At 70.2% G+C, this 14,165-nt stretch carries 15 protein-coding genes and 1 pseudogene; 5 read left to right on the top strand and 11 right to left on the bottom strand.

What is annotated here, in order from left to right; genetic code table 11:
• From ACYVK3_RS19770 to mraZ, 4 genes and pseudogenes are all read right to left on the bottom strand, one after another.
• Window positions 1-262, bottom strand: a pseudogene (locus ACYVK3_RS19770) (hypothetical protein); the annotation flags it as partial.
• A 3-nt stretch (window positions 263-265) separates the two neighbouring features.
• On the bottom strand, window positions 266-835 hold the full coding sequence (locus tag ACYVK3_RS19765) for an FtsB family cell division protein (RefSeq protein WP_460499060.1): 570 nt from the start codon (window positions 833-835) through the stop codon (window positions 266-268).
• Complete coding sequence (rsmH, locus tag ACYVK3_RS19760) at window positions 832-1,800, bottom strand: 16S rRNA (cytosine(1402)-N(4))-methyltransferase (RefSeq protein WP_460499059.1); 969 nt, start codon at window positions 1,798-1,800, stop codon at window positions 832-834. The genes ACYVK3_RS19765 and rsmH overlap by 4 nt, the downstream gene beginning before the upstream one ends.
• 16 nt (window positions 1,801-1,816) lie before the next feature.
• Entirely contained in the window at window positions 1,817-2,248 is a 432-nt protein-coding gene (gene mraZ, locus ACYVK3_RS19755) for a division/cell wall cluster transcriptional repressor MraZ (protein ID WP_460499068.1), read from the bottom strand.
• Window positions 2,249-2,741: 493 nt separating this feature from the next.
• Between mraZ and ACYVK3_RS19750 the strand changes: the two genes are divergently transcribed.
• The 5 genes from ACYVK3_RS19750 to ACYVK3_RS19730 all read left to right on the top strand — a co-directional run bounded on the left by ACYVK3_RS19750 (window position 2,742) and on the right by ACYVK3_RS19730 (window position 8,994).
• Entirely contained in the window at window positions 2,742-3,974 is a 1,233-nt protein-coding gene (locus ACYVK3_RS19750; RefSeq protein WP_460499067.1) for a MurT ligase domain-containing protein, read from the top strand.
• The gene (locus ACYVK3_RS19745) at window positions 3,964-4,683 is read left to right on the top strand and encodes a type 1 glutamine amidotransferase (RefSeq protein ID WP_460499058.1); all 720 of its coding nucleotides are present in this window, start codon (window positions 3,964-3,966) and stop codon (window positions 4,681-4,683) included. The genes ACYVK3_RS19750 and ACYVK3_RS19745 overlap by 11 nt, the downstream gene beginning before the upstream one ends.
• Before the next feature lie 101 nt (window positions 4,684-4,784).
• Window positions 4,785-6,698, top strand: a complete 1,914-nt coding sequence (locus tag ACYVK3_RS19740) for a beta-galactosidase (protein WP_460499057.1) — start codon at window positions 4,785-4,787, stop codon at window positions 6,696-6,698.
• Window positions 6,699-6,743: 45 nt separating this feature from the next.
• Window positions 6,744-8,351: an MDR family MFS transporter gene (locus tag ACYVK3_RS19735; RefSeq protein ID WP_460499056.1), complete on the top strand. Its 1,608-nt coding sequence runs from the start codon at window positions 6,744-6,746 to the stop codon at window positions 8,349-8,351.
• A 28-nt stretch (window positions 8,352-8,379) separates the two neighbouring features.
• Window positions 8,380-8,994 carry an NADPH-dependent F420 reductase gene (locus ACYVK3_RS19730; protein ID WP_460499055.1) on the top strand — a complete coding sequence of 205 codons (615 nt, stop codon included), beginning with the start codon at window positions 8,380-8,382 and terminating at the stop codon, window positions 8,992-8,994.
• Window positions 8,995-9,038: 44 nt separating this feature from the next.
• Here ACYVK3_RS19730 and ACYVK3_RS19725 read toward each other — a convergent pair whose 3' ends face one another.
• From ACYVK3_RS19725 to sufD, 7 genes are read right to left on the bottom strand one after another with little or no spacing between them, the layout of a single operon-like run.
• Window positions 9,039-9,689 (bottom strand): acVLRF1 family peptidyl-tRNA hydrolase, encoded by a 651-nt coding sequence (locus tag ACYVK3_RS19725; RefSeq protein WP_460499054.1) that lies wholly within the window; start codon window positions 9,687-9,689, stop codon window positions 9,039-9,041.
• 38 nt (window positions 9,690-9,727) lie between these two features.
• Window positions 9,728-10,153 (bottom strand): metal-sulfur cluster assembly factor, encoded by a 426-nt coding sequence (locus ACYVK3_RS19720; protein WP_460499053.1) that lies wholly within the window; start codon window positions 10,151-10,153, stop codon window positions 9,728-9,730.
• A complete protein-coding gene (gene sufU / locus ACYVK3_RS19715) occupies window positions 10,066-10,530 on the bottom strand; it encodes an iron-sulfur cluster assembly scaffold protein (protein WP_460499052.1) in 465 nt (154 codons plus the stop codon). Before sufU ends, ACYVK3_RS19720 begins: the two co-directional genes overlap by 88 nt.
• Window positions 10,527-11,795, bottom strand: coding sequence for a cysteine desulfurase (locus ACYVK3_RS19710; RefSeq protein WP_460499051.1), 1,269 nt, complete (start codon window positions 11,793-11,795; stop codon window positions 10,527-10,529). The genes sufU and ACYVK3_RS19710 overlap by 4 nt, the downstream gene beginning before the upstream one ends.
• A gap of 36 nt (window positions 11,796-11,831) precedes the next feature.
• Complete coding sequence (gene sufC / locus ACYVK3_RS19705; protein ID WP_460499050.1) at window positions 11,832-12,593, bottom strand: ABC transporter ATP-binding protein; 762 nt, start codon at window positions 12,591-12,593, stop codon at window positions 11,832-11,834.
• Window positions 12,594-12,605: 12 nt separating this feature from the next.
• On the bottom strand, window positions 12,606-12,947 hold the full coding sequence (locus tag ACYVK3_RS19700) for a non-heme iron oxygenase ferredoxin subunit (protein ID WP_460499049.1): 342 nt from the start codon (window positions 12,945-12,947) through the stop codon (window positions 12,606-12,608).
• Complete coding sequence (gene sufD, locus ACYVK3_RS19695; RefSeq protein WP_460499048.1) at window positions 12,944-14,161, bottom strand: Fe-S cluster assembly protein SufD; 1,218 nt, start codon at window positions 14,159-14,161, stop codon at window positions 12,944-12,946. Before sufD ends, ACYVK3_RS19700 begins: the two co-directional genes overlap by 4 nt.
• Window positions 14,162-14,165 lie beyond the last annotated feature (4 nt).

The raw sequence follows: 14,165 nt of genomic DNA, 5'->3' as shown, positions 1-14,165 counted from the left end.
CGGGTTCGCGCTGGCGGCGCTGGCGCGAGCGCGCGGCGGCCTCGCGGCGGCGCTTCGCGGCGAGGTCCTCGGCCTGTTCCTTGGCTTCGCGGGTGCGGGCGCGGCGCGCGGCTTCGCGGTCGCGCGCGCCGTGCTCGCGGGCCCGGTTGTCCTCCGCCGAATCCGAAGCCGCCTCGCGGACGGTGCGTCCGCGAGGCGTGTAACGGCGTGCTCGACTGATCGATGAGGGGTCGCGCCGTCGACCGGGGTCGGATGCTTCCACCTGCTACTCCTCGCTCCGGGGCGCTTCGACCGTCTCGCCGCTGGACAGGTCGAGGTAGGTGTACTCCTCGGGCTTGACCATGCCGAACTCCCTCGCCCTGCCCTCCAGGTACACCGGCGAGTTGAGGTTGTAGAGCTCGCTGGTGAGCTCCTGCTCGGTCTGGCTGAGCTCGGTCTTCTCGGCGCGCAGCTCCTGGAGGTGGTAGGCGTCCTCGTTGATGACGGTGTTGAGCAGCAGCAGGCCCACGATGCCGGCCACGACGAGGGCGACGACGCCGCCGACGAACGCCGGGCGCGGCATCTCGACCGGTTCGGGCGCGGGCTTGGCCTTCGGGCGCTCGACCGGGCGGGTGCGCTCGGTCGGGATCGCCTCGGTCTCGCGCTCGTGGATCGGAGGCGCGGAGACCGGGACGGTCTCGGGCTGCACGGCGAGCGAGCCGTCGACGACCGGAGTCTCGGCGGACTCGCCGACGAGGGCCCGGCGCCGCGAGGACGCGGCGCGAGACCTGCGGCGTGCGGCCTTGATGATCTCGTCGGCGTCTGCTCGGGGCCGACGGTAGGGCGCGTTGCTCATGAGTCGCCTCCTTCTCCGGTGGACGTTGCGACCCGCTCGGCGGCGCGCAGTCGCGCCGGCGCCGATCGCGGGTTTCGGTCGAGTTCGGTCTTGGTCGGTTGCTGGGCTTTCCTTGTCAGGAGTCGAAAGGTGGGCTCGGTTCCGGGGAGTTCGACCGGCAGGCCGGCCGGGCTGGTCGAGCTGGCACGCCGGGCCAGTTCGTGCTTGGTGATGCGGTCTTCCAGGGAGTGGTAGGACATCACCACGACGCGCCCGCCCGGAGCGAGCACGTCGAGGGCGGCGGGCAGGGCGGCCCGCCAGGTGTCGAGTTCGCCGTTGACCTCGATGCGCAGGGCCTGGAAGGTCCGCTTGGCGGGGTTGCCGCCGGTACGCCGGGCCGCGGCCGGGATGGCGTCCCGGACGAGGTCGGCGAGCGCGCGGCTCGAGGTGATCGACGCCTTGGCGCGGGCCGCGGCGATGGCCTTGGCGACGCGGGGCGCGAACTTCTCCTCGCCGTATTCGCGGAGGATGCGGATGAGGTCGCTCACCTCGTAGGTGTTGACGACGATCTCGGCGGTGAGGTGGTCGTCGGGGTTCATGCGCATGTCCAGCGGCGCGTCCCGCGCGTACGCGAAGCCGCGTTCGGGCTGGTCGAGCTGCATGGAGGAGACGCCGAGGTCGAACAGGATCGCGTCGGCGGCCCCATGGCCGTGGTCGCTCAGGACCTGCGGGATCGCGTCGTAGACGGCGCGGGCCGGCACGAAGCGGTCGCCGAAGTCGGCGAGTCGTTTGGAGGCGAGTTCGAGCGCGGTGGGGTCGCGGTCGATGCCGATGACGGTGAGTCCGGGGTGCGCCGACAGGAGCGCCTCGGTGTGGCCTCCGGCGCCGAGGGTGGCGTCGACGGCGACCGCGCCGGGCCGCGAGGCGGCCGGCGCGAGGTATTCGAGCACCTCGTCGAGCATGACGGGTACGTGCGGTGCGTTCATGTCACTCACCTCCTTTTCACAGTCCATCGGGCAGGTCGCCCTCTTCGATGTCGGAGAAGGCCTCCTCGGAGGCCTCCAGGTACGAGTCCCAGGTCGCCGCGTCCCAGATCTCGACGCGGTTGGAGGCGCCGATGACGGCCAGGTCGCGCTCGAGTCCGGCGTACTCGCGCAGCCGCGGCGGGATCGTCACGCGCCCTTGCTTGTCGGGCACCTCGTCGTGCGCCGAGGCGAAGAAGACCCGGTTGTAGGCGCGGGCGGTCTTGCTGGACATGGGCGCCTGCTGGAGCGCCTCGGCCAGGCGGGCGAACTCGTCGTCGGGGAAGACGTAGAGGCACCGCTCCTGGCCCTTCGTGATCACCACCCCCTCCGCGAGTGCTTCCCGGAACTTCGCGGGGAGGATGACGCGGCCCTTGTCGTCCAGGCGCGGGGTGTGGGTGCCGAGGAACATCGGCGCCACCCCCCGTGACTCTCAAGCTGCGCGGCCTCCCGTGCCGCGTCGGCGGGAACCCCGTCCCACCAATGCGCCCCACCATACTCCACTTCTCCCCACTCATGGGGGTTGTTTCGCCCGGACATCCATGATTCGAGTGGTGAAGGCGCAGCTCAATGTCGGTGGAGGGCAGTGGAGTGGCGAGTGGCCCAGTACGGCCCCCAGCACGAGATTCATTCATAATTCACCCCTTCAGGCCGCCCGGGCGCGCAAGGCGGAGCGACTGGACGGCCACGTTGAGCGACCCCAATGGACACCCGACGTGGCGGCCTCGCTACCGAGACGAGTGGCGCCGACGGACCGCTCGATGTCGCCCGGACCGCGGAGCAGGGCCGCGGGCCGCCTCACCCACACCTCCCGCTCGGCACGCCCGCCCGCAGACGTGTGACAAACTCTTCTGCATAGTCGTCGAGTCCGATCAAGTGGAAAGCGAGCCCACATGAGCGCGAATCTGCCAGCACGCGCCAAATTCGCCACCGCACTACTCCGGACCGCCGCGGCCCTGTCGCGAGCGACCGGCCGCGGTGACGGCTCGGTCATCGGCGGGCGCGTCGGGCTGATAGTCGAACCGCGACTCCTCGAACTGCTCGCGGACGGCCGCCACGTCGTCCTCGTCTCGGGCACCAACGGCAAGACCACGACGACCCGGTTCACCACCGCCGCGCTGGAGGCCATCGGGAGGGTCGCCACCAACTCCTTCGGCGCGAACATGCCGACCGGTCACACCACCGCGCTCGCGAAGGCCCCGAAGGCGAGCTTCGCGGCGCTCGAATGCGACGAGCACTACCTGGGGCAGCTGCTGGACGCGGCGCACCCCAAGGTCGTCGCGCTGCTCAACCTCTCGCGCGACCAGCTCGACCGGGCGATGGAGGTCACCGCGCTCGCGGCGAAGTGGCGCCAGACCCTCCAGACCTCGGCCGGCCAGACCACGATCGTCGCCAACGCCGACGACCCGCTCATCGTGTGGGCCGCCTCGGTGTGCGAGCGCGTCGTGTGGGTCGCGGCCGGGCAGAGCTGGACCGCGGACTCGGCGATCTGCCCCAACTGCGGCTCCCACCTCGACCGCTTCGGCGAATTCTGGCGCTGCACCAACTGCGGGCTCAACCGACCCTCGCCGCAGTGGTCGGTCGCGCACACCGGCGAGGCCGTCGTCGGACCCGACGGGCGCCGCTACGACCTCAACCTCCAGCTACCGGGCCGGATCAACCGCGCCAACGCCGCGACCGCGCTCGCGATCGCGAGCCTGTTCGGCGTCGAGCCGGCCCAGGCCGCACCGCGGCTCGGCGAGGTGACCTCGGTGGCCGGGCGCTACGCGAGGGTCGAACGCGACGGCAGGCAGCTGCGGCTGCTGCTGGCGAAGAACCCGGCGGGCTGGCTCGAGTCGTTCGACATGATCGAGAAGGACCCGCCGGTGGTGCTCTCCCTCAACGCCCGGGAGGTCGACGGCTTCGACACCTCCTGGATCTACGACGTCGACTTCACCTCGCTGGCGGGCCGCAAGGTCGTCGTCACCGGGGACCGGCGCACCGACCTCGCCGTACGGCTCGAGGTCGACCGGGTCGACTTCATCGTCGTCGACGACATCAAGGCGGCGATCGCGGCCGTGGCTCCCGGCCCGGTCGAGGTCGTCGCGAACTACACGGCGTTCCAAGACATCCGAGCGGAGTTCAATCGTGTCAATTAGCACACTGCGCATCGTCTGGCTGTACCCGGACCTGCTGTCGACCTACGGCGACCGCGGCAACCTGCTCGTGCTGGCCCACCGCGCCCGCGCCCGCGGCTACGACGTCGAACCGATGCAGGTGCGCTCGGACCAGCACGTCCCCCACGGCGCCGACCTCTACCTGATCGGCGGCGGCGAGGACGGTCCGCAGGCCGTCGCGGCCGAGCGGCTCCTCGACGACGGCGCGCTCGTCAAGGCCGCCGACGCAGGCAGGCCCGTCCTGGCGGTCTGCGCCGGCTACCAGCTGCTCGGCGAGTCGTTCTACGCCAACGGCCGCTGCTACCCGGGTCTGGGCATCCTCGACCTGCGCTCGGACCGGGGCGAATCCCGCGCGGTGGGCGAGGTCAGCGGCGAGGGCTCCCCCGCGCTCGGCATCGGGCCGATCACCGGCTTCGAGAACCACGGCGGGCGCACCCACCTCGGCGAGGCCGTGCAGCCGCTGGCGCACGTCCAGGCCGGCATCGGCAACGACGGCGTCACCGAGGGCGCCTGGGCCGGGCACGTGGTCGGCACCTACATGCACGGTCCGGCGCTCTCGCGCAACCCGCGACTCGCCGACCTGCTGCTGTCGTGGGCCGTCGGGGTCGCCCCCGCATCGCTGCCGCCGGTCGACGACACCTGGCCGGAGCGCCTGCGCGCCGAGCGGTTCGCGGCGCTCGCTCCCGAATGACCGAGCTTCGTCGCGTCGGTCCCGCTCGAGTTGGGCAAACGCGCGCAAGCGAGTTAGTTTTGTCCGGCAACTAATGCGTTCGGACTCCCCGGAGGACCCCCATGGACTGGCCCAAAGGCGTCGACGGACTCTGCTACGGCGGCGACTACAACCCCGAGCAGTGGCCCGAGACGGTCTGGGACGACGACGTCGCCCTCATGCGCGAAGCCGGGGTCAACCTCGTCAGCGTCGGCATCTTCTCGTGGGCCAGGCTCGAACCGCGCGAGGGCGAATACGACTTCGGCTGGCTCGACCGCGTCCTCGACAAGCTCCACGAGGGCGGCATCGGCGTCAACCTCGCCACCCCGACCGCCTCGCCGCCGCCGTGGTTCACCCTCGCCCACCCCGACGCGCTCAACACGCGTCCCGACGGCGTCCTCCAGGTCCACGGCTCCCGCGACACCTACGACGTCCACGCCCCGGCCTACCGCGAGGCGTCCGCGCGCATCGCCGCCGAGCTCGCCGAGCGCTACGCCGAGCACCCGGCCCTGGCGATGTGGCACGTCCACAACGAATACGGCTCCACCAGCCACTCGGCCCACGCCGAGCGGGCCTTCCGGGTGTGGCTCCAGCAGAAGTACGCCACGCTGGAGGCCCTGAACGAGGCCTGGTGGGGCTCGTTCTGGAGCCAGCGGTACTCCGATTGGGAGCAGATCCTCGCCCCGCGCGCCACCCAGTACCTCACCAACCCCGCCCTCGAACTCGACTTCAAGCGCTTCACCTCCGACGCCCTGCTCGACCACTTCCGCGAGCAGCGCGACCTGCTGCGCCAGGCCGGCCCCGAGATACCGATCACCACCAACCTCGTGTTCGGCCAATGGGTACCGGTCGACCCCTGGCGGTGGGCCGAAGAGGTCGACCTCGTCGCCTTCGACTCCTACCCCGGCGACGCCGACGAGACCGCCGAACGCGAGAGCGCCCTCCACGCCGACCTGTCCCGCTCCTGGGCCGACGGCAAGCCGTGGCTGCTCATGGAGCAGGCCGCCGCCGCCGTCCACAGCCCCCACGGCGCCATCGCCAAGGGGCCCGGCCGCATGGCGCGCCACTCGATGATCCACATCAGCCGCGGGTCCAAGGGCGCCATGTTCTTCCAGTGGCGCTCCGGGCGCGGCGGCGCCGAGCAGTGGCACTCCGCGCTGGTCCCCCACGCCGGCAAGGACACCCGCGTCTTCCGCGAGGTCGTCGAGTTCGGAGCCGCGCTTCCGGGCCTGGCCGAAACCGTCGACGCCCCCGTCGAGGCCGACGTCGCGATCCTGTGGAGCCCCGAATCCTGGTGGGCCACCGGCGGACACGCCTCCCTGCCCGCCAAGATCGACTACTTCGAGAACGTCGCCCAGATCCACCGCGTCCTGCGCGACCGCGGCGTCACCGTCGACTTCGTCTCTCCCGAAGGCGAACTCGGCGAGTACTCCACCGTCATCGCCCCGACCACGTACGTGCTCAGCAGGGCCGCCGCCGAGAACCTCCGCTGGTTCACCGCCGGAGGCGGGCGCCTCGTCGCCTCCTACATGACCGGCGCGGTCGACGAGCACTGCCAGATCTGGCTCGGCGGCTTCCTCGGCGGGCTCACCGACCTGTTCGGCATCCGCGTCCTCGAACACCTCCCCCAGCCCGCCGGCGAGCTGCGGGCGCTGTGGAACTTCGGGGCCGCCGAACGCTTCTGCGAACTGGTCGAACTGCGCGGCGCCCAGTGCGTCACCCAGTACGCCACCGGCGAGGTCATCGAGAACCAGCCCGCGGTCACCGTGAACCCCTTCGGCGAGGGCGAGGCCTGGTACGTCTCCTGCAAGCTCGTCGACGAGGCCTGGGACCGGCTCTTCGAGGCCCTCGAACTGAACGGCCCCGGCCAGCGGGGCGTCGACGTCGTCGACCGCGGCCAGTGGCGGTTCATCATCAACCACACCGACACCGAGGCCCGGGTCGGCCACGTCATCGTCCCCGCCGGGGCGTGGGCGGTCGACAAGCGTCCCGAATAGTCGAATCCGCACCCCGGACGCGGGCAGCGCCATACGCTCGCGGTTATGGGCGACGAGACCAGGCGAGCCGGGGAGGCGCTGAGCCGCAGGGAGCTGTTCACACTCTTCGGCGCGCTCATGCTCACGATGCTGCTGGCGTCCCTGGACCAGACCATCGTCGGCACCGCCCTGCCCACGATCGTCGGCGATCTCCAGGGCATGAGCGACTACACCTGGGTCGTCACCGCCTACCTCATCGCCACCACCGCCTCGACCCCGCTGTACGGCAAGATGAGCGACCTCTACGGCAGGCGGCGGATCATCCTGCTGGCCATCACCGTGTTCCTCCTCGCCTCGGCGCTGGCCGGCCTGTCGCAGAACATGCTCCAGCTCGTGCTGTTCCGGGGCCTGCAGGGCCTCGGCGCGGGCGGGCTGATGACGCTGGCGTTCACCATCGTCTCCGACGTCCTGCCGCCGCGCGAGCGCGGCAAGTACCAAGGCTTGTTCGGCGGCGTCTTCGCGATCTCCTCGGTGGCCGGCCCCGTGCTCGGCGGCTGGCTCGCCGAGGTCGACTGGCGCTGGATCTTCTACATCAACCTCCCCACCGGGCTCGCCGCGCTCCTCGCCGTCGACATCGTGCTGCGGCGCCACCGGGTCCCGACGCGCAGCCGCCGGATCGACTACCTCGGCGCCGCCTGCCTCGTGCCGGCCGTGGTCCTCCTGCTGCTCGCCACGACGTGGGGCGGACAGACGTACCCGTGGAGCTCGGGCGTCGTCATCGGGCTGTTCTCGGCGTCGGCGGTCCTGGCGGCGCTGTTCCTCTACGTCGAGACCCGTGCCGAGGAGCCGATCCTGCCACTGCGCATGTTCCGGCACGGCACGTTCAGCCTGGCGACGGCGATCGCGTTCGTCTTCGGCGTCGCGATGTTCTCGGGAATCGTCTACATCCCGCTGTTCCTCCAGATGGTGCGCGGCTACACGCCCACGAACTCCGGCCTGCTCATGCTCCCCATGATGGGCGGGCTCCTGCTGACGTCGGTCTCGTCCGGATTCGTGATCTCGCAGATCGGCCGCTACAAGTGGTTCCTGGTGGCCGGCTCGGTCGTCACCACCGCAGGCTTGACCTTGTTCACGCAGCTGCACCTCGACACGCCGCTGTGGACCAGCGCGCTCTACATGCTCGTGCTCGGCGCCGGCATGGGCATGTTCATGCAGCCCTTGGTCCTGGCGATGCAGAACATCGTGTCGGTCGACGACCTCGGGGCGGGCACGTCGACCAACAACTTCGCCCGCTCGCTCGGCGGCGCGATCGGCACCGCCGCGCTCGGCGCGGTCATGAACCACCGGCTCACCGCCGAACTCGAGTCGAAGCTGCCGGAGGCGATCGCGCAGGTCACGCCCGAGCAGGCCCAGCGCTTCAGCGAGAATGACCTGTCCGAGGTCATGGAGTCGCCCACGGTCGTCCGGCATCTGCCCGAGCCGGTCAAGGAGGTCGTGCAGCAGGCGTTCACCGACGGTCTCGACATGGTGTTCACCGTGGCCGCCGTCATCGCCGCCGCCTCGATCGTCATGACCCTGTTCCTGCCCGACCTCGAACTCCGGGGCGCGCCCCAGGAGCCCCCCGCGGACCCCGACGCCGCGGCGGCCGAGATCAAGGCCGACACCTCGCCCTGACCGAAGCACCCACCGAACAGGAGGAACCATGGAAATTCTCATAGCGGGCTCGGGGAACATGGCCCGCGGCATCGGCACCCGCGTGGTCGCCGGCCGGCACCGGCTGCGCGTCGCCGACCGCGAACCGTCGAAGGCCGAGACGCTCGCCGCCGAGCTCGGCGACGACGCGACCGGCGAGGCCCTGGACGCGGTGGGCGACGCCGACATCGTGGTCCTGGCGACGCCCTACCAGGGCAGCCTCGAGGTGGCCCGCCAGTGGGCGGACCAGCTCGCGGGGAGGACCGTCGTCGACATCTGCAACCCGGTGGACTTCGAGACCTTCGACGACCTGGTGACGCCGACGGGCACCTCGGCGGCGCGGCAGATCGCGGAGTCGGCGCCGGACGCGTCGGTCGTCAAGGCCTTCAACACCACCTTCGCCGGCCGCCTCGCCGTCCCGAGCGCGCTCGACGTCTTCATCGCCGGTGACGACGAGGAGGCGTGCGCCAAGGTGGCGCGGCTGTGCGAGGACGGCGGCCTGCGGCCGATCCGGGTCGGCGCGCTCAAGCACGCCGGTGCGCTCGAGGCGTTCCAACTGCTGCACATGAAGGTCCAGGACCAGATCGAGGGGAACTGGTCGACGGCGCTGGCCATCGAACGCTGAAGGACCCGGTCACGGCAACCCGGAGAACGGATGGAGTTCGGGGCTCAGAGGTGGATGTCGAAGCCGATGGCCCGGTAGGCCGTCGCTTGGAGCAGCGCCTGCCTCGGCTCGGCGATGTCACCTATATGGACGGTTGTGGTCAGGTGCCTCAGGCGGGGGTCTTCGAGGATGCCCTCTACCACTCCCCCGGTCACGAGGGCGTCGAGGTCGGCTCCGGCGAGCACGGCGACCGCCGCTTCGGTGGCGCGCTTGCCGGCGGCCTTGGCCTGGCCTTCGCGTCGGCGCGCGAAGCGCTGCTGCGACTGGCCGCCCGCCTTGGTCTTGCCTTGGACGTAGGCGGTGTCGGTCTTTGAGGCCTCGATGCGGCCGTCGACCACGATGCCGACCGAGTAGGCGCCCTTGCGGGCCAGGAGGACGCCGAGGCGGCGGGGCTCGAGCGCGTAAGCGCGCAGGCGCTCGGCGACCTCGACCGGTTCGCCGGCCAGAAGCCATTCGGGCGGGATGCCGGAGGCGAGCACCCAGCGGACGCTCGCCTCCGGTCCGTCCGTCGCTTCGATCGTCCAGGCGTCGCCTTCGGCGTGGTGGGCGGCGATGCCGCCGTTGCGTTCGGCGAAGCGCTCGACCCATCGCGGGAGCCGTTCGGGTTCGACCTCGACGATCCTGCCGCCGCCCGGAGCGGGGCGGACCTTCGTCATCGGACGTTCCCGCGCTGTTCGTTCAACGTCGTCCTTCGTCAGACGTTGAAGCCGAGCGCGCGCAGCTGATCGCGGCCCTCGTCGGTGATCTTGTCCGGGCCCCACGGCGGGATCCACACCCAGTTGATGCGGAGGTCGGAGACCAGGCCGCCCTCGGCGCCGCCGGTGAGCGCCGATCGGGACTGGTCCTCGATGACGTCGGTGAGCGGGCAGGCGGCGGAAGTGAGCGTCATGTCGAGCGTGGCGATGTTCTCTTCGTCGACGTGGACGCCGTAGATCAGGCCCAGGTCGACGACGTTGATGCCGAGCTCGGGGTCGACGACGTCTTTCATGGCCTCGAGGATGTCGTCCTCTTTGGCTTTCGTGGTCTCGGTCATTACTCGGCTCCTCCTCTGGGAGTCGGCACGGCGGCTTCCGCTCGGACCAGGGCGTCCTTGAACGCCATCCAGCCCAAGAGCGCGCATTTGACGCGCATGGGGTACTTCGAGACCCCGGCGAAGGCGACGGCGTCTTCGAGGGTCTCCTCGTCGGCCTCGCCTTGGCCCTTGGAGTTCATCAGCTCCGTGAATTCGCTCATCTTCGCCATCGCGTCGTCGACGGTGGCGCCGTTGACGAGCTCGTAGAGCACGGACGCGGAGGCCTTGGAGATCGAGCAGCCCGCGTTCTCGTAGGAGACGTCGGCGACGGTGTCGCCGTCGACGTGGACGCGCAGCGTGATCTCGTCGCCGCAGGTCGGGTTGACCTGGTGCGACTCGCCCTCGTACGGCTCGCGCAGGCCGACGCCCCGCGGGCGCTTGTAGTGGTCGAGGATGACTTCTTGGTACAGCTCGTCGAGATTCATGCAAACACCTTTCGCACCTGCTCCAACGCCGACACCAAGCGGTCTATTTCTTCGGTGGTCGTGTAGACGTACCCCGATGCGCGGGTGGTGGCGGTGACGCCGAAGCGGATGCAGGTCGGCTTGGCGCAGTGGTGGCCGACGCGGACCGCCACGCCCTCGGAGTCGAGGACCTGTCCGACGTCGTGCGGGTGCACGCCTTCGAGCTCGAACGACACGGTGGCGCCCCGGCCGATGGGCACGCGGGGGCCGATGACGGTGAGCCCGTCGACGGTCTCGAGCCGCTCGAGCATGTAGCCGGCGAGTTCCTTCTCGTGCGCGCGGATGTTCTCCATGCCGAGCGCTTCGAGGTAGTCGACGGCGGCGGCCAGCCCGACGGCCTCGGTGATCGGCGGCGTGCCGGCCTCGAACTTCGCCGGCGCCTTGGCGAACGTGGTGCGCTCCATCGTGACGGTCTCGATCATGGAGCCGCCGGTCAGGAACGGCGGCATCGCGTCGAGCAGTTCCGCCTTCGCCCACAGGACGCCGATCCCGGTGGGACCGAGCATCTTGTGGCCGGTGAAGACGATGAAGTCGACGCCCAGCTCGGTCACGTCGACCGGGAGGTGCGGGACGGCCTGGGAGGAGTCGAGCCCCACCAGGGCGCCGACCTCCTTGGCGCGGGCGACGATCTGCGAGGTCGGGTTGACGGTGCCCAGCAGATTCGCGACGTGCACGAACGAGACGACTTTGGTGCGCTCGGTGATGACCTCGTCGAGGTGCTCCAGGTCCAGCCGTCCGGCGTCGGTGATGCCGATCCAGCGGAGCGTGGCGCCGGTGCGCTCGCACAGCTGCTGCCAGGGCACCAGGTTGGCGTGGTGCTCCATCTCGGTGACGACCACCTCGTCGCCGGGCTTGAGGACGAAGCGCGGGTCGGCGCCGCGTTCCTCGGTGGCGTTCTGGAACGCGTAGGCGATGAGGTTGATCGACTCGGTGGAGTTCTTGGTGAAGACCACCTCGTCGTGGCTGATCGCCCCGATGAAGGACGCGACCTTCGCCCTGGCGCCCTCGTAGGCGCCGGTGGCCTCGGAGGCGAGCGTGTGGACCGAGCGCGAGATGTTGGCGTTGGAGTGGTCGGTGAACTGCCGCATCGCGTCGGTGACCTGCACCGGCCTCTGCGAGGTGGCCGCCGAGTCGAGATAGGCGAGGGGCTTGTCCCCGATCTTGCGTTGCAGGATCGGGAAGTCCGCTCGGATCGACTCGACGTCGAGCTTGCTGGCTGCCTCCACTGGGTTCCTACTTCCTTTCAAGGCCACGGCCCTGGGCTAGGCGACCTTCGAGCCGACGTAGGACTCGTAGCCCTCGGCCTCGAGCTTGTCGGCCAGCTCGGAGCCGCCCTCCTCGGCGATGCGTCCGTCGACGAAGACGTGGACGTGGTCCGGCTTGATGTAGCGCAGGATGCGCGTGTAGTGCGTGATGAGCAGGACGCCGGAGTCGGTGGTCTCCTTGGCGTGGTTGATGCCCTCGGAGACGACGCGCAGGGCGTCGACGTCCAGGCCGGAGTCGGTCTCGTCGAGGATCGCGATCTTCGGCTTGAGCAGCTCCATCTGCATGATCTCGTGGCGCTTCTTCTCGCCGCCGGAGAAGCCCTCGTTGACGTTGCGGTTGACGAAGGACTCGTCCATCTTCAGATCGGCCATGGCGCCCTTGAGGTCCTTCATCCAGGTGCGGAGCTTCGGGGCCTCGCCGTCGATGGCGGTCTTGGCGGTGCGCAGGAAGTTCGAGACGCTCACGCCTGGCACCTCGACCGGGTACTGCATGGCCAGGAACAGGCCGGCGCGGGCGCGCTCGTCGACGCTCATCGCGAGGATGTCCTCGCCGTCGAGCAGGGCGGTGCCGCCGGTGACCTCGTACTTCGGGTGGCCGGCCAGCGAATAGGCGAGCGTGGACTTGCCCGAGCCGTTGGGCCCCATGATGGCGTGGGTCTCGCCGGAGTTGATGGTGAGGTCGACGCCGTGCAGGATCGGCTTGGCGCCCTCTTCGGTGTTGACCGAGACTTGGAGGTCGTGGATCTCGAGCTTGCTCATGGTCTGTGTTCCTTAGGCTTCTTCGGTGGTCTTGGGTTTCAGGCTGAGGTAGACGTCGCCGTCGCGCACATCGACCGGATAGGTCGCCACGGGCGTGGTGGCGGGCGGACCGGTGGGCTTGCCGGTGCGCAGGTCGAACATCGACCCGTGGAGCCAGCACTCCAGCGTGCAGTCCTCGACGTCGCCCTCGGAGAGCGCCACGGCGGCGTGGGAGCACTCGTCGAAGAGGGCGAACACCTCTTCGCCCTTGCGGACGAGCACGATCTTCGTGCCGTGGATGTCGGCGGCGACCGCCTCCGAGTCCGGCAGCTCGTCGAGCGCGCACACGCGCAGGAAGTCCGCGTCGGTCGTCATGAGGCGTCCGCCTTGTCACTCTCGGGAAGCCCGCGAGCCGCGAATCCGCCCGAGTCGAGGCGGGCGACGATGGTCTCGGTGAGCTCTTCGCGCATGTCCTCGGACGGGATCTTCTGGACGATCTCGTTGAAGAAGCCCTTGACGACCAGGCGGCGGGCCTCGTCCTCGGGGATGCCCCGGGACTGGAGGTAGAACAGGTGCTCTTCCTCGAAGCGGCCGGTGGCCGAGGCGTGGCCGGCGCCGACGATCTCGCCGGTCTCGATCTCGAGGTTCGGCACCGAGTCGGCGCGGGCGCCGTCGGAGAGGACCAGGTTGCGGTTGACCTCGTAGGTGTCGGTGCCGGTGGCCTTGTCCTGGATGAGGACGTCGCCGACCCAGACGGTGTGGGCGGTCTCGCCCTGCAGCGCACCCCGGTAATTGACGTTGGAGTGGCAGTCGGGCACCGAGTGGTCGACGAGCTGGCGGTGCTCGAGGTGCTGCCCGGCGTCGGCGAAGTACAGCCCGTAGGCGTCGGCACTGCCGCCGCGCCCGGCGTAGTCGATCGACAGGAACTGGCGGACCAGGTCGCCGCCGAGGCTGACCGCGATGTGGTCGAGCCGCGCGTCGGCGCCCAGGCGGGCCTTCTGGTGTTCGAGGTGGACCGATTCGCGGTCCCACTCGCCGACCGTGACCATCCGCAGGCGCGCGCCGTCCTCGACGACGATCTCGATGTTGTCGCCGAGGCGGGCCGGACCGGTGTGCCGCAGGATCACGGTGACGTCGGCGTGGTGGCCGACCTCGATGAACGTGTGGGCCCACGAGACGCCGTCCAGGCCGCCGCCGGCGACGTCGATCCAGACCGGCTCGCTCACTTCGGCCTCGGCATCGACGTTGACGACCAGGGCGTCCCGGCTCCCCGCCCAGGCGACGGCGCTGGGCCGGTCGAAGGGGGTGAGGACCGAGCCGAGGCGCGGGTCGCTCTTGGCCACCGTCTCCGTCGCGACTCCGGCGGGCAGCTCCCGCACGTTGTAGCGGGCGGGCGTGGCGGCGCGGGACGACTCGGCGTCGTCGAGGCCGCCGAGGCGCTTGATCGGCGTGAACCGCCAGTCCTCCTCGCGGCCGGTCAGGGCCGGGAAGTCGGCCGGGTCGAACGAGCGCAGTAGCTGCGACTTCGTCTTGGGCGGCACCTCGCCCGCTCCATGGGTGTGCGGGCGTGCTGCAACTTCAATGCTCATCAGG

The sequence above is a fragment of the Glycomyces tarimensis genome, from assembly GCF_054776215.1.
This window is presented reverse-complemented; position numbering and strand designations above follow the sequence as displayed.

Coding starts and splice junctions, on each gene's coding strand:
- ACYVK3_RS19740 (WP_460499057.1), top strand. CDS start 4,785: ATGGACTGGCCCAAAGGCGTCGACGGACTCTGCTACGGCGGCGACTAC.
- rsmH (WP_460499059.1), bottom strand. CDS start 1,800: ATGAACGCACCGCACGTACCCGTCATGCTCGACGAGGTGCTCGAATAC.
- ACYVK3_RS19730 (WP_460499055.1), top strand. CDS start 8,380: ATGGAAATTCTCATAGCGGGCTCGGGGAACATGGCCCGCGGCATCGGC.
- mraZ (WP_460499068.1), bottom strand. CDS start 2,248: ATGTTCCTCGGCACCCACACCCCGCGCCTGGACGACAAGGGCCGCGTC.
- ACYVK3_RS19735 (WP_460499056.1), top strand. CDS start 6,744: ATGGGCGACGAGACCAGGCGAGCCGGGGAGGCGCTGAGCCGCAGGGAG.
- sufU (WP_460499052.1), bottom strand. CDS start 10,530: ATGAATCTCGACGAGCTGTACCAAGAAGTCATCCTCGACCACTACAAG.
- sufD (WP_460499048.1), bottom strand. CDS start 14,161: ATGAGCATTGAAGTTGCAGCACGCCCGCACACCCATGGAGCGGGCGAG.
- ACYVK3_RS19720 (WP_460499053.1), bottom strand. CDS start 10,153: ATGCGCGCTCTTGGGCTGGATGGCGTTCAAGGACGCCCTGGTCCGAGC.
- ACYVK3_RS19700 (WP_460499049.1), bottom strand. CDS start 12,947: ATGACGACCGACGCGGACTTCCTGCGCGTGTGCGCGCTCGACGAGCTG.
- sufC (WP_460499050.1), bottom strand. CDS start 12,593: ATGAGCAAGCTCGAGATCCACGACCTCCAAGTCTCGGTCAACACCGAA.
- ACYVK3_RS19765 (WP_460499060.1), bottom strand. CDS start 835: ATGAGCAACGCGCCCTACCGTCGGCCCCGAGCAGACGCCGACGAGATC.
- ACYVK3_RS19725 (WP_460499054.1), bottom strand. CDS start 9,689: ATGACGAAGGTCCGCCCCGCTCCGGGCGGCGGCAGGATCGTCGAGGTC.